This window comes from Pseudoalteromonas sp. 68 DY56-GL68, from assembly GCF_041414825.1.
GTDB lineage: Bacteria > Pseudomonadota > Gammaproteobacteria > Enterobacterales > Alteromonadaceae > Pseudoalteromonas.
Window position 1 is genome coordinate 574,131 of sequence record NZ_JAOCZL010000006.1, and the last position, 18,037, is coordinate 592,167.

The 18,037-nt window shown below is 42.2% G+C and carries 16 protein-coding genes; 10 read left to right on the plus strand and 6 right to left on the minus strand.

The annotated features are described in order from the left end of the window. Positions 1-62: 62 nt before the first annotated feature. The 5 genes from NYF15_RS03375 to NYF15_RS03395 all read right to left on the minus strand — a co-directional run bounded on the left by NYF15_RS03375 (position 63) and on the right by NYF15_RS03395 (position 7,291). Positions 63-386, minus strand: coding sequence for a hypothetical protein (locus NYF15_RS03375; protein ID WP_237115691.1), 324 nt, complete (start codon positions 384-386; stop codon positions 63-65). 76 nt (positions 387-462) lie between these two features. Next, positions 463-1,155 carry a tRNA (adenosine(37)-N6)-threonylcarbamoyltransferase complex dimerization subunit type 1 TsaB gene (gene tsaB / locus NYF15_RS03380; RefSeq protein WP_130152251.1) on the minus strand — a complete coding sequence of 231 codons (693 nt, stop codon included), beginning with the start codon at positions 1,153-1,155 and terminating at the stop codon, positions 463-465. A gap of 10 nt (positions 1,156-1,165) precedes the next feature. After that, complete coding sequence (locus tag NYF15_RS03385) at positions 1,166-3,082, minus strand: ATP-dependent DNA helicase (protein WP_371352782.1); 1,917 nt, start codon at positions 3,080-3,082, stop codon at positions 1,166-1,168. Between the two features lie 95 nt (positions 3,083-3,177). Beyond that, positions 3,178-5,040, minus strand: a complete 1,863-nt coding sequence (locus tag NYF15_RS03390) for a M28 family metallopeptidase (RefSeq protein ID WP_371352783.1) — start codon at positions 5,038-5,040, stop codon at positions 3,178-3,180. A 61-nt stretch (positions 5,041-5,101) separates the two neighbouring features. Then, a complete protein-coding gene (locus NYF15_RS03395; RefSeq protein ID WP_237118971.1) occupies positions 5,102-7,291 on the minus strand; it encodes a pre-peptidase C-terminal domain-containing protein in 2,190 nt (729 codons plus the stop codon). Positions 7,292-7,673: 382 nt separating this feature from the next. On the opposite strand from NYF15_RS03395, the gene NYF15_RS03400 reads away from it, so the two are divergent. After that, entirely contained in the window at positions 7,674-8,753 is a 1,080-nt protein-coding gene (locus tag NYF15_RS03400; protein WP_371352784.1) for a mechanosensitive ion channel family protein, read from the plus strand. Between the two features lie 226 nt (positions 8,754-8,979). Next, a complete protein-coding gene (locus NYF15_RS03405; RefSeq protein WP_237118973.1) occupies positions 8,980-10,263 on the plus strand; it encodes a sodium:proton antiporter in 1,284 nt (427 codons plus the stop codon). Between the two features lie 116 nt (positions 10,264-10,379). Here the strand turns inward: NYF15_RS03405 and NYF15_RS03410 are convergent, their stop codons facing one another. Further along, positions 10,380-10,613: a hypothetical protein gene (locus tag NYF15_RS03410; protein WP_371352785.1), complete on the minus strand. Its 234-nt coding sequence runs from the start codon at positions 10,611-10,613 to the stop codon at positions 10,380-10,382. A gap of 344 nt (positions 10,614-10,957) precedes the next feature. Between NYF15_RS03410 and hisG the strand changes: the two genes are divergently transcribed. Genes hisG through hisIE form a run of 8 tightly spaced genes read left to right on the plus strand, consistent with a single transcriptional unit; the run spans position 10,958 to position 18,025 of the window. Continuing rightward, a complete protein-coding gene (hisG, locus tag NYF15_RS03415) occupies positions 10,958-11,857 on the plus strand; it encodes an ATP phosphoribosyltransferase (protein WP_237118974.1) in 900 nt (299 codons plus the stop codon). A 6-nt stretch (positions 11,858-11,863) separates the two neighbouring features. After that, positions 11,864-13,165 carry a histidinol dehydrogenase gene (gene hisD / locus NYF15_RS03420; protein ID WP_371352786.1) on the plus strand — a complete coding sequence of 434 codons (1,302 nt, stop codon included), beginning with the start codon at positions 11,864-11,866 and terminating at the stop codon, positions 13,163-13,165. After that, on the plus strand, positions 13,155-14,252 hold the full coding sequence (hisC, locus tag NYF15_RS03425) for a histidinol-phosphate transaminase (protein WP_371352787.1): 1,098 nt from the start codon (positions 13,155-13,157) through the stop codon (positions 14,250-14,252). The genes hisD and hisC overlap by 11 nt, the downstream gene beginning before the upstream one ends. Beyond that, positions 14,249-15,310, plus strand: coding sequence for a bifunctional histidinol-phosphatase/imidazoleglycerol-phosphate dehydratase HisB (gene hisB, locus NYF15_RS03430; protein ID WP_371352788.1), 1,062 nt, complete (start codon positions 14,249-14,251; stop codon positions 15,308-15,310). Before hisC ends, hisB begins: the two co-directional genes overlap by 4 nt. Continuing rightward, on the plus strand, positions 15,307-15,897 hold the full coding sequence (gene hisH, locus NYF15_RS03435) for an imidazole glycerol phosphate synthase subunit HisH (RefSeq protein ID WP_237118978.1): 591 nt from the start codon (positions 15,307-15,309) through the stop codon (positions 15,895-15,897). Before hisB ends, hisH begins: the two co-directional genes overlap by 4 nt. A gap of 27 nt (positions 15,898-15,924) precedes the next feature. Then, a complete protein-coding gene (locus NYF15_RS03440) occupies positions 15,925-16,659 on the plus strand; it encodes a 1-(5-phosphoribosyl)-5-[(5-phosphoribosylamino)methylideneamino] imidazole-4-carboxamide isomerase (RefSeq protein WP_063707479.1) in 735 nt (244 codons plus the stop codon). Beyond that, positions 16,641-17,420 carry an imidazole glycerol phosphate synthase subunit HisF gene (gene hisF, locus NYF15_RS03445; RefSeq protein WP_371352789.1) on the plus strand — a complete coding sequence of 260 codons (780 nt, stop codon included), beginning with the start codon at positions 16,641-16,643 and terminating at the stop codon, positions 17,418-17,420. Before NYF15_RS03440 ends, hisF begins: the two co-directional genes overlap by 19 nt. After that, positions 17,411-18,025 carry a bifunctional phosphoribosyl-AMP cyclohydrolase/phosphoribosyl-ATP diphosphatase HisIE gene (gene hisIE, locus NYF15_RS03450; RefSeq protein ID WP_371352790.1) on the plus strand — a complete coding sequence of 205 codons (615 nt, stop codon included), beginning with the start codon at positions 17,411-17,413 and terminating at the stop codon, positions 18,023-18,025. Before hisF ends, hisIE begins: the two co-directional genes overlap by 10 nt. The last annotated feature ends 12 nt before the right edge of the window (positions 18,026-18,037 follow it).

Here is an 18,037-nt window from a genome sequence, read left to right on the forward strand (position 1 = left end):
TAATCATAAAAAAGCCTAAACACTGTTTAGGCTTTCTTCATTTAATTCAGTTATTTTATTAATTATGCGTACACATCAACGCCAATTAAACTTTGCACTTCGGCACGGCGATCTAGATTAGCAAATTCTGTATAGGTTGAAATTGCACGGCTTATTTTTGGATTGCTTGGTTTGTCATAAATTGTTTGCTGATAGCTTTGCGACTCAGCTTTAAACTTATCGGCAATAACAACAGCTTGAGGACTCGATTTAACATACTCTGTTGACGATTTTTGCTCAGCCGTTCGGTCTGATATCGCCTTGGACGTATCAGTAACGGTATTTTTACGGCTATATTGACCAGGGATGTCACCGGTATAAAAGCCTGAGCCAATAGGTAAAGTCAAACGAGTATTTCCACATCAAACATGACTAAATTATGTGCCATAACTGACGGGCACGCAAGTCCCGTTGCTCTTTCAATTACTCTCGGCCTGGTAGCTTTTTCCAAGTCACTGTATCACGAACATATTTAGGCTGTGCATTCGCAGCAGTTACCGTTTCACCGTTAGCAAAAGCAGATTCAACAGAGGCCAGCATGTATTTCGCATCAGGCAATAAGATGTTTTCACACAAGCTTACATTTGCAAGTTCTGTAACAAGCGAAGGATAGGTCTGCCAACCCGTACCCACCGCTGTTGCAGCCATTTCAGGTAGCGTTAGCAACTCAGGTTTAATAACTTGCTCTTCATCAACAAGTAGCATTAAGCCATGTTCATTTGCTTTATAGTGAGCGTAATAAATCTCACCCATACGCGCATCAATCGCAGAAAACACATCACGTACTTGATGTTGCTCAAACGCTTGTTGCGCCATCATCTGTAATGTTGATACCCCAACCAAAGGCAAGCGTGCGGCATAAGCTAAACCTTGTGCAATCGCAACACTTATACGCACACCCGTGAAGCTTCCAGGCCCTTGACCAAACCCAATCACATCTAAATCGGTTAATTTACATTCTGCCTTTGCGAGTAACTCATCAATTAAAGGCAAGATCTTTTGGCTGTGCTGCTGTGGGCACTCTTCAAAATGATGAAATGTTTGCCCTTGATAATGTAGCACCAGCGATAAAGCTTCAGTTGATGCATCTAAGGCAAGAATATTGTGTTTAATCATCTAAGTTACTCTAATTGATCTGTTCTAAAAACGCGTTTGCCATTGCTAAATCACGCGTGCGGCGCATGGGTGGCAAACTTTTTAAAAATACTTGGCCATAATGGCGCGTTACTAAGCGGTTATCGCAAATAACCAGCACACCTTTATCTTTACTATCGCGAATAAGCCGCCCTACTCCTTGCTTTAATGCAATCACTGCTTGGGGTAATTGAATATGTGCAAATGGGTCTTTACCTTGCAACTGGCAATCTTGCATTTTTGCTTGCAACAATGGGTCATCCGGCGCGGCAAACGGCAATTTATCTATAATAACACAACTTAATGTACTGCCTCTAACATCCACGCCTTCCCAAAATGAGGCTGTGCCGAGTAAAACGGCATTACCATGGCGGGTAAACTTTTCAAGGATAATGCGCTTTGACATCTGCCCTTGCATATAAACAGGATAATCCATTTGCGTGGTTAAACCTTCCGCCACTAAGTGCATCATGCGATAACTTGTAAACAGCACAAAGCAGCGACCTTTTGCTGATTTAATCAACTCAAGGGTTAGCTTGATAATAGCATGGGGCATATTATTCGCGTGAGACTCAGGTAAGTAGCGCGGTAAGCAAAGCAGTGCTTGTTGTTGATAATCAAACGGACTTTCAACAATCATGCTTTGCGTAGGTTTTAAACCAAGGCTAACGTTAAAGTGCGCTAATTCGTTATCGACCGATAAAGTCGCCGAGGTAAACACAAAGCCTGCACCTGTGTCTTTCATCATTTGCGCAAATTTAGCTGATACATTGAGCGGTGTAATGTTTACCGTTAAATAGCGGCGAGTTGTCTCATACCAATAGCTATAGCCTGTTTGTGCGGTATCAAATACACGTTCTAACTGACCTTTAAAAGCGAGTGTACGTTCAAACGGATGCTCTATTTTTTCACTACGATCTAAACATAACTTCAACACTTGATATAAAAAGTCGAGGTCGCTTATCACGCGGTGCAGTGCTGCACAAATAGCTTTATCAGCCAGCTTTTCACGCCAGTCACCGCGACTGCCATCTAAGCCAAACTGCAGACGTAAATCTGCCACGCTAGTTTCTAACTTATTGAGAGTTTTACCTAATTGCAGCATATCGGGGATATCTGCACGGTAAATCGCGCGTAAGTCATTGATTAAATCAACCAGCTTTTTAGTACTAACACTTTCACCAAAATAGTCACTGGCTATTTCACTGAGCTGATGAGCCTCATCAAAAATATAGGCATCGGCAGTGGGCATCAATTCAGCAAAACCCGTGTCTTTCACAGCCATATCAGCAAAAAACAAATGATGGTTGATCACCACCACATCGGCTTCCATCGCATTTAAGCGCGCTTTACGAATATAACAATCTTGAAAATCGGGGCACTCTTTACCCAAGCAATTATCAGCAGTTGAGCTAACATAAGGCAGTACTTTGGCGTCTTCTTCAATACCAACACAATCTGCTAAATCGCCAGAACGCGTTTCACTGGCAAACTTTGCCACCATCGCCAGTTGATGCATGACATCTGGATCATCTGTTGGTACATGCGCAACGTGCTGACTCAAGCGATAGGTACATAAATAATTTGCACGGCCTTTTAATAGGGCTACTTTTTTCGTGGCACTGAGTACTTTTACTAAGTTGGGTAAATCACGATGAAACAACTGTTCTTGCAGCGCTTTTGAACCCGTTGAGATGATAGTTTTACCTTTTGATTTTAACGCAGGCGCTAAGTAAGCATAAGTTTTACCTGTACCTGTTCCCGCCTCAACCACTAATTGGTGACGTTTTTTCAAGGCATCATCAACCGCAACAGCCATGTCAATTTGTGGCTGTCTTGGAGTGTATCCATCAAGAGAAAGTGCAAGCGGGCCCGTGGCACTGAAAAGTTGTTTGATAAACTTCGCCAATAAGATTAAAAGTGGTGGGCAGATTCTACGTAACTGGTTAACCTAGGGCAAGACTAAATGAGGAAGCAAGGCTTCCTCATCATTAAAAACATGGGTTATTGTGCTTCTATAGTGAGTGTCACACCCAATGCAGAGCTATAACCTTGCAAGTCTATATACCAAGTACCCGCTTGAGGATTACTAATCTGACATGTCTCTTCGTTGCCATTTTTATAAGGTCGACATTGATAATTTGAACTCGTCGAAGGTGAGCCGTAATTAACATATAAATCAGCATCACCACTGCCCCCAGAAATAGTCACTGTTAGATTACTCATACCGCTAGGGATCGCTTGAGTAAACCTCTGCCAAGTACCACTGGGTACATTAACATTCGTTTCTGTGCGGTCTATAGGTGTACTGCCAGAGCTTTGGCTATAACTTCCCGTTAATGCAACACCAGCAATTTCATTCCATGCTTCAACCATAACGTGATAAGTCCCCGCTTGTATTGATGAAATCGCACAGCTTTCGTTACTTGAAGATGTTGTACTTTTACAATCAAAATCTTGTAAAGTCGGCTTGCTGCCAAATTTGACATATAAATCGGCATCACCTGTACCACCTTGTGTCGTAAACTCTAGGTTGTTGCTCATTGCTGGCACTTCAAGGGTAAAAAATAGTTGCTGTTTTGCAGCCGCAGATAAACCCGTTTTTGCTACACCATTTTCAAGTTCATTACTTGGTTCGCTCACAACATCACCGGCATTTTTTGCCATTTCAGCAAGGTAGCTCACAGCCAGTTTGGCAAATTTGCTGGCATGTTGCGCGTCGAACTGCGAATCGTTTGAAGTATGGATGAGAGGGTTAATATCGCTCATTCTTGATTCAAATGGCATTGATGCAGCAAAACCTTGCTGATACCAAGATGCATGATCTGAACAGCCATAACCGCATTGGTCAAAACCGTAGCTAACACTTGGTTGATAAGCATCTAGTAATTGCGATAAATACTGGTTTTGTGGTGAATTGGTGTAATCTGTCATCATCACAATGTCTGTGCTGCTGCCGTTATTACCTGTCATATCAAATTGCACCATACCAACTACATTTTTAGCCTGTGATTTATAACTCTGGGCAATATCTTTAGAGCCCCGAAGGCCGACTTCTTCTGCAGCAAACCCCATAATTTGGATAGTTCGTTGAGGTTGATAGTTATTATCAACAATCGCTTTTAAGGCCTGGGTAAGCACAGCAATGCCTGATGCGTTATCGTCTGCACCAGGCGCACGCCCATTGCTTGGGTTTGATTGATTTATTGAATCTAGGTGACCACCAATCACGACAATTTCATCGGCTTTTTCAGCACCTGGAATAGTCACAACAACAGACGACTGTGAAAAGCTATGATTGAAGTATTCGACGCTAATATCACTACGGCTACTTGCTATTTGTTGCCAGTGATTTTTTAACCACTGAGCTGCATCTACACCGCTTTGCACTGAATAGTATCGATTATGGAAATTCATCATACTATTCACTGTATCAGTCAGCTCACTTGCATTAATTGATGAAAGCAACGCATTGACTGTCGTAGCGTTATCAATAGTATAACTTGCAAAGCTGCTCGTCGAAGCAAGTTGTGAAACACTATTTAGCTTTTGAGTATACAGTTCGGCATCGGCAAGAGATTCATGAGCCACAAAACCACCACAGCGATGGTAGTTATCGTGCATAAATTCGCTTAACCCTGCTATGTCTTGTTTATTGACACGCATAAAGTTTACATCATTTATAACTGACGATTGCAAAGCGAGATTACGTGTTTGTTTTTGTTTACTTAGCGCATCTTGTTGAAAATGTTTTGCGGCTAGGGCATCAATTGTCACCCAGACTGTTTCATCATCTTGAGCGAAACACATTTGGCTTAACGACAGTGAGGCTACACCGACTAAGCACTGCTTAAGAAGGGTTGTCATAATGGGTCCTTTTCTTTGTGAGGGAAAGTAAAGGGAGCGAATGCTCCCTTTTTATGATTGGCTAATTAGCCGAGATGGAGAGTGTTACGCCACTCGCTGCGTTGTAACCACGTAAGTCAATATACCAAGTGCCTGCTTGAGGATTGGTAAAGGTACACGTTTCGCTGTTACCATTTTTATACGGACGGCAATCATAGCTAGAAGTTGTTGATTGCGAACCAAACTTAACGTAAAGATCTGCATCGCCAGTGCCACCTGAAATAGTGACATCCAGTGATGAATAACCCGCCGTTAAATCTTGTGTGAAGCGTGTCCAGCTACCTGATGCAACACTCACATTTGATTCTGTACGATTGATAGGTGTCACTCCACCTGAACCATTATCAAAACTACCTGTTAAAGACACACCAGAGATTTGGTTCCATGCTTCTACCATCACATAGTATGTGCCTGCTTGTACATTACTGATTGCACAGCTTTCAGTGCTAGTAGATGACGTACTCTTACAATCAAAGTTGTTAAGTGTTGGTCTAGAGCCATACATTACATACAGATCGGCATCGCCACTTCCACCTGTGGTATTGAATTGCAGGTTTGTAGCACCGCTCGGAACATCTAAAGTGAAGAACAGCTGTTCTTTGGCTGCGCCACTAATCCCTGTGCGCGCAACACCATTTGTTAACGCTTCGTCAGTCGGTGGCTCAGTTGTACCACCACAGCTACTACCTGCGCTTAAGTTTGAACTAACACCTACCGCAGCAAGCGCTGCTTGAACATCGGCAGGATCGTAGTTTAAGTCACATGCCGCATCCATAACGCCATTACCTGCAAGGTCCCAGTTAGTGCTTGCTGTCCAATAAAGTTGGTTAGCGCGTGCCATAACCACAAATGCCTTTTGCGTATCCCACCCCGATGTGGTTGCAAGATTATAAAATGCTTTATTGAATACGCCTGAGCTGTAGTGAACATCCATACCTGAGTAGTAATCATTTTGATGATCAATTGAGCTACCATCTTGAGTTGGATTATTCATGTAGCGAAGTGCGCCATTACCTTTGAAGATCTCCTGACCAACTAACCAGTCGTTTGAGCCTTTCATGTAAAACTCAGCGGCTTCACCAGCCATATCAGAGAAAGCTTCGTTTAAACCACCCGATTTACCAGAATAAACAAGTCCTGAGTTTTGCTCAGTAAAGCCGTGGCTCACCTCATGAGCTGATACGTCTAGACTTACTAGAGGGTAAAACGTATTTTGGCCATCACCAAAGGTCATAGCACTGCCATCCCAAAATGCATTTTCGTAATTATTACCATAGTGAACACGCATTTTTAATTGGAAAGTTAAAGGTGCAGTACCTAACCAATCGTTATACATATTAAAAATAACGTTACCAAAATAATGTGCGTCATTGAGTGGTGAATATGCACCATTAATTTCTTTAAAGGTATTTTCAGGGCACGTAAACGAATAAGCCGTAGAACCACTCGTACCGCCATTGAGGTTAATCGTTCTTACGTTGGCGTTATTCATCGTACATGTGTTGCCCGACTGAGAAACATCAAGGCTACTGAAGTCACTGCCATAGAGGTACTTACCCGTTTTTAAATTACCGCCTGGGCCTGTTGCACTTGCATGTTGGAGGTTATCCATACTAAAGAGTACTTCACCAGTATTCGCATCAATAATTTGATAAGGGCGAGACGGGTTTTCACCATAAGTGACGTATGACACTTCGTAAACCAAATGCGCAACGCTATTCTCATCAAGCCAAATAGCTAAACGAGACTGCTCATTGTGTCTCTCTAGGCCTGACGATTTTTTTGCAACGGCTGAATTAGCAAGGCCATGCGCTAGCGCTTTTTGTTTTGGTAAAGCAGGCGAAACAGAACCGATATCTGAAGCAATATCATAGACCGCAGCACCATGTGCTGTTTTTAACTGCCCCGCATCATCAAAGGTAAGAATAACTGTATCACCAATAACTGGGATATTCTTATACATTTGCTGGTAACGGCGGGTTGTCGTACCGTTATTGCTTTTTATTTCTTTTAAAACAGTTAGTTCATTTCCAGCTTCCAAACCAATTAAATGTTTCGGATTAGACATTAATACTGATGCAGCATTAGTCTGTAATGCCTTATTAATGCCTGTTTGCTTGTTTAGATATTTTTTATTTGCAGCTTCTGCATTTGTTGCTTGAGCTAATGCCAAAGCAGCAAGAGTAGCTATTGTGAGTTTTGATAAATTCACGTTTACGCTCCGTTAGATTGTTATTTAATATTTTCCTAATAATCGGGTTACACACGTTCCCGATTGCTAACCAGCCTAGCGCGATCAAAAAGAAAACAAAAATTAAACAATAAATTAACAATTGAAATTACAAGATCTCTTTAAAGCGCTTATTTTTTAGTAGGTTAACAAAAAGACATGATAGATAAAGCTTAGAATCGGCGTGAAATTGTAAAAAAATAATTACAGATCGTTAACAATTTTACTACATTAGTCCCTTTTTTATTGATTATTTCTTAGCGTTGTTTAATCAGCTCCCCATTCATTTCCTGTTCGTTGAGCACTTTAAAGCTGGGTACATAAATTGCAACGACGACACAGACTTTAGCTTATAGGATTAACTATGTTAGGCGAGCTGTCGCAAAGCGAATGGGTAAACAAACCATGGTTGCTAATAATTGGTGGCACAACCCTAGCTGCTATTACCTTGTTTATAATAAGGTTTTTAATTGTTTACTGTTTAAAGAAATGGACAAGACGAACAGACTTTGTATTCGATTCACTACTTGTTGACTCACTTATTACTCCGCTGACCTTGTGCACAATGATGGTGCTTGTGATCATATTTGGGCAGTTATTAAGTGTTACCGGATTTATGACAGAGCACCCCTTGCCTATTTCAACCACTGCTAAAACAATATGTATTATTGCGTTTATATTGTTTTTAGATCATTTTTTATTTGGCACAGTTGATTATTATAGTGCGCGTTCAGTAATGGTATCGAATAGTCATAGCATTATTAAAGGACTCATACGCTGTGTAATTGTATGTGTTGGCCTGCTGGTTTTATTGGGTACTTTGGGCATATCAATCACACCTATAATTGCATCACTTGGTATTACGTCTCTTGCTGTTGCACTCGCTTTGCAGCCTACACTTGAAAACTTCTTCTCTGGCGTTCAGTTGGTGATTGATAAACCGATTCGGGTGGGTGACTTTATAGAGCTTGAAAGTGGCGACCAAGGCTTTGTCGAGAAAATTGGTTGGCGCTCAACTTGGGTAAAAATGTTGCCGAATAACATGATAGTCATCCCAAACAGTCAGCTTTCTAAATCACGCATCATTAATTACTTTTACCCCGAAAAAGAGCTCAGTGTACCTGTTGAAGTGGGTGTTCATTATGGGTCGGACCTAGAAAAAGTTGAACAAGTGACACTGGATGTAGCAAGGCAGGTTTTAAAAAGTCATAAATGGGGCGTGGCTGACTACGATACATTTGTGGTATTTCATACCTTTGATCAATCAAGCATCAATTTTACCGTGATGCTAAGAGCAAAAGAATACTTCAATCGATTTTGGGTAAAATCTGCTTTTATTAAGGCACTGCACAAGCGTTACGCTGAAGAAGGAATTGTGATCCCTTATCCAATAAGGGCTATTAATACGAGTCAGGAATCGACGCAATTAAAAAAAGTTGATTGACCTAGCTAAACTAATCCTCAGCGTACTTTTAATCAGGTTTATTTTGTCTCTTTTGAGACATTTTTAACAGCAATTATACAATTGCAATCAGCCACCTGAATTTTTACTCTAAAATATCATAAAAATCGCATAAACACTGTGACATACGTGAGATAGAGGCGTACCATATGCGGCCAGAAAGTGACAGCTTTCTGCGTCTTGTTATACAAATATTTAAGGTCAAACAATGAATGCTTGGTACCTCATTTGTTTTCTTTCAGCATTAGCTATTTTTATTGCTTTTGCTAACCAATATATCCTCAAAATGCAAACCACAATTGCTATAACAACAGGCTCTGTTGTTATTTCTTTACTGCTTATACTTGCCGTTAAAATGCTCGGTGATAGCACCGCCCTCGAAATGACCCAAATAGTCTCTAGTATCAACTTTAATCAGTTGCTATTAAAAGGCATGCTCGGGTTTTTACTGTTCGCAGGTGCACTTGAAATCAACTTAGCAGCCCTTCGTAAACAACGCTGGGAAATAACCGCATTAGTGCTATTTTCAACCATTACATCCACGGTCATCGTTGGTTACTTAAGCTACTACTTATTTGCTTTTGTTGGCTGGCCGGTGCCATTTATTTACTGCTTATTATTTGGTGCATTAATCAGCCCAACCGACCCGATTGCAGTGTTAGCCATTATTAAACAAATGCGAGCCCCAGAAGGTATTTCTGTGCAAGTCGAAGGTGAGTCTTTGTTTAATGATGGTATTGGTTTGGTGATTTTTACTACTATATTTTCAGTTGCATTTTATGGTACCGAAGCAAACTTTACCGATGTTGCCGAGCTATTCTTAGTTGATGCAATTGGTGGCATTGTATTTGGTTTAGTGATTGCTTTAGTCGGACATTTTTTAATTATTAATAGCCGCGATGTGAACATTCGTTTGCTACTAACCCTGACCATTCCAACCGCTGGCTTTGCTGCTGCAAACATTTGGGAAATCTCAGGCGCATTGGCGATGGTAACAAGTGGGATTTTACTAGGTAATATCACTCGCTCAAAAGCAACAGAGCGCACGGGTCCTGAAGATACTCGCTACGTAAAAGACTTCTGGCATGCCACCGATAGCTTTTTAAATGCCTTGCTGTTTTTGATCATCGGTATGCTCATTGTCACTATGCCTATTACTCTTGAAGAGATTGGCCTTGGCTTACTTATGGTACCTGTGGTGCTACTGGCACGCTTTGTAAGTGTGGGTGCACCGTTTGTGTTCTTTAAAAAGTATCGTCAGTACGACAAGCACTCAGTGAAAATTCTCACTTGGGGAGGCTTAAGGGGTGGTTTAGCGCTGGCAATGGCTGCAGCTATCCCACGCGATCAAGTGATGATTGCAGGCTCTGACCTGCACAACCTAATTGTTATTGTCACCTATGTGGTGGTGATCTTTTCGATTATCGTACAAGGCTTAACAATATCGCCGCTGATCCAAAGTAGTATTCAATCAGCAGAAGCGAAAAATTAAGCACTGCTTTAAAACCATAAAGGCTCGTTTATCGAGCCTTTTTACGCTTCTTGCACATACGACCACCACCAGCTAACTTTTTAGTTACTAAATAAGACCGCAGACGAGAAAATTCGCTATGCCCACGTATCGAGATGCTGATTGCCTTCTTCATCTTCTTCGGTGGTGTTTTTATTATTTTCATCCGCTTTTTGGGCTGTTTTTTTTCGTAACTCAATCTCTCGCTTTTGTCGCTTTTCAAGCTCAATTCGCTGCACGTTCGCGTCTTTTACGCCCGCAATGTGAAATGCACCTTTACTTTCCAACTGTAAGCGCGTAATTCGACCTAAAAAGGGGATCATGATATCCATTTGTACCTCCTACCTATCCATTTATTATCGGCAGTTATAGCATATACTTTAATTTCGCAAAAAAATGCTTGCCAAAGATTAGCAAAGCATGTTTATCTATATACGTAACTTATTTAAACAGATTTACGCACTGGTTTATACAAACGAGTGCAATATAGGAAAAATTATGCGCTTCAATCTGACAACTATCCATCATCACCATCATTCACCGGAATAGCCTGTCAGGTTTTTCGCTGAGAGGTTATTCCTAAAAGGAACCTCTGGCGAGCAATCAACCAAATTATTTATTTTCGCCCTGAGGTTCCCTCGGGTTTTTTAGTTTTTGAATTAAAGGAAAATGAATAATGAGCAATACCAACCGTTTACGAATCGCCATCCAAAAAGGCGGCCGCTTATCAAAAGACTGCCAAGAGTTATTAAAGCAACTTGGTGTTAAATTAAATCTTCGTGAACAACGTTTAATCGCACACTCTACCAACATGCCAATTGATGTACTTCGTGTACGCGATGACGATATTCCGGGCCTAGTAATGGACGGTGTGTGTGACCTAGGTATCGTTGGTGAAAACGTACTTGTTGAAGTACAAGCCGAGCGCGAACGCCAAGGTGTGGCATTCGAAGTAAATAAACTTTCTAAACTTGATTTTGGTTACTGCCGCCTAGCACTTGCATGGCCACAAGAACTTGGCCCTCAGGAAAAAAGCTGGTTCGAAGGTAAACGCATTGCCACTACTTACCCTGAAATCTTAAGCCAATATCTAAAGCGCGAAGGTATTAACGCAAGCACGGTAATGTTAACGGGCTCTGTTGAAGTTGCACCGCGTGCTGGTTTAGCTGATGCAATCTGTGACCTAGTGTCTACCGGTGCAACGTTAGAAGCCAACGGCTTAATGCAAGGCGAGACCATCTTAGAATCAAACGCATGTTTAATTCAAAACAAGGACCTTACTGATCAAAGCAAACTTGATTTAATCAATACGCTAATGCCGCGTTTACGTGGTGTGCGCCAAGCAAAAGAAAGCAAGTACATCATGCTACACGCACCAAAAGCAAAGCTTGATGAAGTATGCGACTTACTACCAGGCACAGGCCAACCGACTTTACTATCACTTGCTGGTAGCGACGATTATGTAGCACTTCATATGGTTAGCAGCGAAACCCTTTTCTGGGAAACAATGGAACAGTTAAAAGCACTAGGTGCCAACTCAATTCTTGTTATGCCAATTGAAAAAATGATGGAGTAATTATCCATGTTTCGCTGGAATGAGGAAAATCAACAAGCACAGCAGGCGGTACTTACCCGCCCTGCTGTTACTGCAAGTAAAGAGGTTGAAGCAATTTGCATCGACATCTTAAATGCAGTTAAAACTGAAGATGACGCAGCGTTATTAAAGATGGCAAAAGAGTTTGATAAGCGCGAAACACCTCGCTTATTAGTGCCAATTGAAGAAATTAATCAAGCTGAGCAGTTATTATCAAACGAGTTAAAAGCCGCCATCGAAACGGCCTATGCCAATGTTAAACGCTTTCACCAAGCACAATTACCTAAAGACATTAAGTTAACCACGCAACCTGGCGTGTTATGTGAACTTAAATATCAAGCCATAGAAGCGGTAGGTATTTACGTACCTGGTGGCAGTGCACCATTGCCATCGTCAGTGATCATGCAAGGGGTGCTTGCACAATTAAGTGGTGCACAAACCGTTGTGCTTACTACACCTGTAAAAGCTGATGAAACTATCAATCCTGCCATTTTATATGCGGCAAAACTATGTGGTATTAAAACCATTGTAGAAAGTGGCGGCGCCGGAGCGATTGCAGCAATGGCATACGGTACAGAATCAGTGCCTAAAGTGAACAAGATTTTTGGCCCAGGAAATAGCTTTGTCACCATGGCAAAACAACTTGTTGCGCAAACTATTCCGGGCATGGCGATTGATATGCCAGCGGGCCCTTCTGAAGTGCTAGTGATTGCTGATGAGCGTGCAAACCCAGAGTTTATTGCGGCAGATTTATTATCGCAAGCAGAGCACGGCGCTGATTCGCAAGTTATTTTACTGTGTAACAGCGAACGCATTATTGAAAAAACACAGCAAGCATTAACAGAGCAGCTTGCAAAGTTAAGTCGTAAAGACACTGCCGAGCAAGCCCTTGCTAATTCAAGCTTGATATTAGTCGACTCGGTTGAGCAAGCTTTTGCGGTATCTGCTGAATATGGCCCTGAGCACCTTATTCTACAGCTTGCTGATGCGCAGCCTTATTTAAGCTTAGTGAAAAATGCCGGTTCAGTATTTGTGGGTGATTACACTCCGGAGTCTGCCGGAGACTATGCATCGGGTACGAACCACGTACTACCAACGTATGGTTACAGTGCGACCTATTCGAGCTTAAACTTACTGGACTTCTTTAGAACTTACACAGTGCAAACCATCAGTAAAAATGGCTTACGTGAATTATCTAAAGCAATATTACCTTTGGCCGCAGCAGAGGGGCTTGATGCTCACGCTAATGCTGTTTCAATTCGTCTTGAGGCTATGAACAATGAGCGATAATTCAAAAATAGCAACACTGTTGCCAGATAACATTGCTGCGCTTAAAGCCTACAGTTCGGCGAAAAGTGAAAAGCTAACAGGCACTACTTGGTTAAATGCCAATGAAAGCCCGTATTCACGTACGCCAAATATCAATTTAACTGATTTAAATCGCTACCCAGATCCACAGCCTCAGCAAGTGATCAATCGTTACGCTTGCTATGCTAATTTAGAGTCAGAGCAGGTACTGATGACTCGTGGTGCTGATGAAGGTATCGAACTATTAGTACGTACTTTTTGTAGCCCTAGTAAAGATAGCATTGCACTCTTTTTGCCAACTTACGGCATGTACAAAGTCACAGCTGATACCCACAACATCGCGATTAACGGTTTAACTCAAGAGCTGTTATTAAAAGGCACGGTTGATGAGATTGTCACTGCAGTTGCTGATTCAAAGCTGGTGTTTATTTGTAATCCAAATAACCCTACCGGCAGCATGACAAGCCTAGACAAAATCAGAAAAATCACTCAACAACTTGCGGGTAAAGCGATTGTAGTGGTTGATGAAGCTTATATAGAATTTTGCCCAGAACAAACAGCGGCAAGCCTGATCAACGAGTTTAGTAACCTTGTGGTACTAAGAACTTTATCAAAAGCATTTGCACTAGCGGGTTTAAGAACTGGCTTCACATTAGCCAATAACGAGCTACTTGCGCCTATTCGTAAAGTGATTGCGCCTTACCCAGTATCTACGGTGGTTGCGAGCATTGCTGCAGATGCATTAAGTAGCGACAACATCGCTTCAATGCGCCGTCAGGTGACAATTCTAAATAGCTTAAAAGCCAAACTGAAAAGCTGGCTTGAGCAATCACCTGCTGTTATCAAAGTACTGAGCGGTGAAGGTAACTTTGTCACCTTAAAATTAAAAGACAAACAATCATTTAATATCGCACTTGAGCAAGGACTCGTAATGCGTGCCTTCACTTTATATGGCGAAGATGATTGGTTACGAATTTCTATCGGTAACGAGCAAGAACTAGAACAGGTAAAAGTTTGGTTAGATGGCTTATCACTGACCAGTAAAACAGTAGAACAGGAATTATCATGAGCAACCCGTATTTATTTATTGACCGCGATGGCACGATTATCGAAGAGCCTATCACCGACAAACAGGTTGATAGCCTAGAAAAATTAGTGTTCTTGCCGAATGTGATCCCTGCTCTATTACAACTTCAAGCGGCAGGTTACCGCCTTGTGATGGTTTCAAACCAAGATGGTTTAGGCACTGATAGCTTCCCGACAGCTGATTTTGATATTGCTCAAGACAAGATGATGAATATCTTAAACAGCCAAGGGATTAAATTTGATGACGTTCTGATCTGCCCTCACTTTGATGAACAAAATTGTGACTGCCGTAAACCAAAAACCGGCTTACTTACTGAGCTGATGCGCTCGGGTAAAGTCGATTTAGCGCGTTCATTTGTGATTGGTGACCGCCAAACTGATATTGGACTTGCCAATAACTTATGCTGCGAAGGCATTTTGTATGATGGCAGTTGGGATGCCATTGTCACTAAGCTGACAACCGCGAACCGTGAAGGCCGTGTCACTCGCAATACCAAAGAAACGCAAATCGATGTGCAAGTTAATTTAGACCAAACAAAAAATGGCGAAATTAGCACTGGCCTTGGCTTTTTCGATCACATGCTTGACCAAATTCGTACACACGCCAATATCGGACTTAATATTCAAGCCACTGGCGACTTACACATTGATGAGCACCACCTAGTTGAAGATATCGGCATTGCACTTGGCCTTGCCCTTAAACAAGCACTAGGAACAAAAACGCAAATTGGTCGCTATGGTTTTGCACTCCCTATGGATGAATGCAAAGCAGAAGCGCAAATTGACTTATCAGGCCGTGCCTCATTTGTATTAAACGCCGATTTTAGCCGTGAAAAAGTGGGCGACTTAGACGTGCAAATGGTTGAACACTTCTTTAAAAGCTTAAGTGATAATGCCGCCATGAGCCTTATTTTGTCGGTTAGCGATGGTAACTGTCACCACCAAGTTGAAGGTCTATTTAAAGCGTTTGCAAGAGCACTTCGCGCTGCGATTGCAAAAGATGCTTCACAACAAACAGCAAGCTCTAAGGGGTGTTTATGATTGCCATAATTAATACCGGTTGTGCCAACATTAACTCTGTTCGTTTTGCCTTTGAACGCTTGGGCGAAAAACCTGAGGTGATCACCTCACCTGAGCAACTAAAAGGCTTTGAACGTGCTATTTTACCAGGCGTAGGCCATGCTTCTGTTGCCATGAAACGCCTAAAAGACGGTGGTTGGCAGCAAGCAATTGATGAATATCAGCGCCCGCTGATGGGCATTTGTTTAGGTATGCAATTACTTTGCGACAGCACTGAAGAAGGCAACGTTGATTGCCTTGGCAAAATTCCAGGTATTGTTAAGCACTTAGATGTGGGTACATTAACCTCACCGCACATGGGGTGGAATGACCTAAGCGTGTTAAAAGAGCATGCCCTTACCAAAGGGTTATCAGCGCAAGATCAAGTGTACTTTGTGCATAGCTTTGCGCACACAGTAAACGATGCCACCCTAGTTAGCGGTGAATACGGGCAAGCTTTTTCAGCAATTGTTGCCAAAGATAACTACGCAGGCATGCAGTTCCACCCAGAGCGAAGCGCCAAAGTAGGCACCCGACTTTTACAAAACTTTTTAGATTGGCAGCTGTAAGCGCAGCAAAAAATAAGAGAAATAAACGTGATTATTCCAGCACTCGATGTATTACAAAACCAAATTGTGCGCTTATACCAAGGTAAGTATGATACCGCACAATTTTACCCTTACGAACTTGGCGCCCGCTTACAAGAGTACGCAAATAGCGGCGCAGGTAAACTGCACCTAGTTGATTTAGAAGGCGCGCGCGATCCAAATAAAAAACAGTGGCAGCATATTCAAGCTGCAACCAAAGCGCTTAATGTGCCTTATCAAGTGGGCGGTGGTATTCGCTCTGAGCAAGATGTTGCTGACTGGCTTGAAGCCGGTGCTAACCAAGTCGTGATTGGCTCAATGGCTGTTGAAAAGCGCGAGCAAGTAAAGGCTTGGATTGAAAAGTTTGGCAGCTCTCACTTTGTTATCGCACTGGATGTTAATAAAACTGACAACGGCTGGGCACCAGCAACACATGGTTGGTTAAGTGAATCTGAGTTTGGTTTGTTCGAACTTGTTGATTTTTACGTGGCACTTGGTGTGGTTGATTTTCTGTGTACTGACATCAGTAAAGACGGCACCATGACTGGCCCTTCATTTGCTCTTTATGAAGATTTAACCAACCACAACAGCGAGATTAAAGTTCAAGCATCAGGCGGTGTAAGCTCTCTTGATGATATTGCAAAGCTGAAAAAACTGGGTGTTGGCGGTGTAATCTTAGGTAAATCATTACTCGATGGTGCCTTTAATGTTGAGGAGGCGCTAGCATGTTATCAAAACGCATAATTCCTTGTTTAGATGTAAAAGACGGCCAAGTCGTTAAAGGCGTTAAATTTAAAGGCCATGAAGTAGTTGGTGATATTTTAACGCTCGCCAAGGCATACAGTGGTGCTGGTGCAGATGAACTGGTGTTTTATGAAATCAGTGCCAGCGTCGAAAAACGCCTACTTGATGTCAATTGGGTAGAGAACATTGCGCGCCACATTGATATTCCATTTTGTGTGGCGGGCGGCATTAAATCTGTTGCCGATGCAGCACGTGTTTTAGAACGTGGCGCAGATAAAATCAGTATTAATAGCCCTGCAATTGCTCGCCCAGAGCTTATCAAAGAGTTACACGATGAGTTTGGTAAACAATGCGTAGTTGTGGGTATTGATAGCTTTTATGATGAAAACACTGGCGAGTATTTAGTGTACCAGCTGACTGGCGACCCAAATGCATCAAGCCGTACTCGCTATAAAACCGAAGAATGGGTTAAGCGCGTGCAAGACCTAGGTGCTGGTGAAATAGTGCTCAATTGCATGAACCAAGATGGCGTGCGTAAAGGCTACGACAATGTTCAGCTATCAAAAATGCGTGCACTGTGCGATATTCCACTAATTGCATCGGGCGGCGCAGGGACGATGCAAGACTTTGTTGATGTGTTTCAGCAAAGCCAAGTTGATGGCGCGCTCGCTGCCAGCGTATTTCACAAGAACGTCATTGATATTGGCGAACTAAAACAATTTTTAACTGATAATAATGTAGCGGCAAGACTATGCAATTAACCAAAGACACTCTTTCTCAAGTCGACTTTGCCAAAAGCGAATTGATCCCAGCTATTGTGCAAGATGCACACTCTGGGATGATTTTAATGCAAGGCTTTATGAATCAAGACGCATTAGCTGCCACTTTCGACAAACAAAAAGTAACCTTTTACTCGCGCTCTAAAGAGCGTTTATGGACCAAAGGCGAAACATCAGAAAACTACCTTGAAGTAGTCTCAGTACATACCGACTGCGATTACGACTCACTATTAGTGCTGGCAAACCCACTTGGGCCAACATGCCACCTAGGCACACAAAGCTGCTTCGGCGATGATGCTAAACCTAGCTTGTCGTTTTTAGCTGAGCTTGAACAAGTGATTGTTTCACGTAAAGACGATGATCCAAACAAAAGCTACACTGCGTCTTTGTTTGCAAAAGACTTAAGCCGTAGTTGCCAAAAAGTAGGTGAAGAAGGTGTTGAAGTTGCCCTTGCAGCCATGAAACATGATAACGATGAATTAACCAATGAATCGGCAGACTTACTGTATCACTTAACTGTGTTATTACAGCGCCAGGGCCTATCGCTGGCTGATGTGGTTAGCTGTTTACAAGGCCGCCATAAGTAATAAATATAGAGT

What these genes read in the sequence shown, in the direction of transcription:
- tsaB (WP_130152251.1), bottom strand. Translation starts at nt 1,155, where the DNA reads ATGATTAAACACAATATTCTTGCCTTAGATGCATCAACTGAAGCTTTA.
- NYF15_RS03390 (WP_371352783.1), bottom strand. Translation starts at nt 5,040, where the DNA reads ATGACAACCCTTCTTAAGCAGTGCTTAGTCGGTGTAGCCTCACTGTCG.
- NYF15_RS03400 (WP_371352784.1), top strand. Translation starts at nt 7,674, where the DNA reads ATGTTAGGCGAGCTGTCGCAAAGCGAATGGGTAAACAAACCATGGTTG.
- NYF15_RS03405 (WP_237118973.1), top strand. Translation starts at nt 8,980, where the DNA reads ATGAATGCTTGGTACCTCATTTGTTTTCTTTCAGCATTAGCTATTTTT.
- NYF15_RS03410 (WP_371352785.1), bottom strand. Translation starts at nt 10,613, where the DNA reads ATGGATATCATGATCCCCTTTTTAGGTCGAATTACGCGCTTACAGTTG.
- hisG (WP_237118974.1), top strand. Translation starts at nt 10,958, where the DNA reads ATGAGCAATACCAACCGTTTACGAATCGCCATCCAAAAAGGCGGCCGC.
- hisD (WP_371352786.1), top strand. Translation starts at nt 11,864, where the DNA reads ATGTTTCGCTGGAATGAGGAAAATCAACAAGCACAGCAGGCGGTACTT.
- hisC (WP_371352787.1), top strand. Translation starts at nt 13,155, where the DNA reads ATGAGCGATAATTCAAAAATAGCAACACTGTTGCCAGATAACATTGCT.
- hisB (WP_371352788.1), top strand. Translation starts at nt 14,249, where the DNA reads ATGAGCAACCCGTATTTATTTATTGACCGCGATGGCACGATTATCGAA.
- hisH (WP_237118978.1), top strand. Translation starts at nt 15,307, where the DNA reads ATGATTGCCATAATTAATACCGGTTGTGCCAACATTAACTCTGTTCGT.
- hisF (WP_371352789.1), top strand. Translation starts at nt 16,641, where the DNA reads ATGTTATCAAAACGCATAATTCCTTGTTTAGATGTAAAAGACGGCCAA.
- hisIE (WP_371352790.1), top strand. Translation starts at nt 17,411, where the DNA reads ATGCAATTAACCAAAGACACTCTTTCTCAAGTCGACTTTGCCAAAAGC.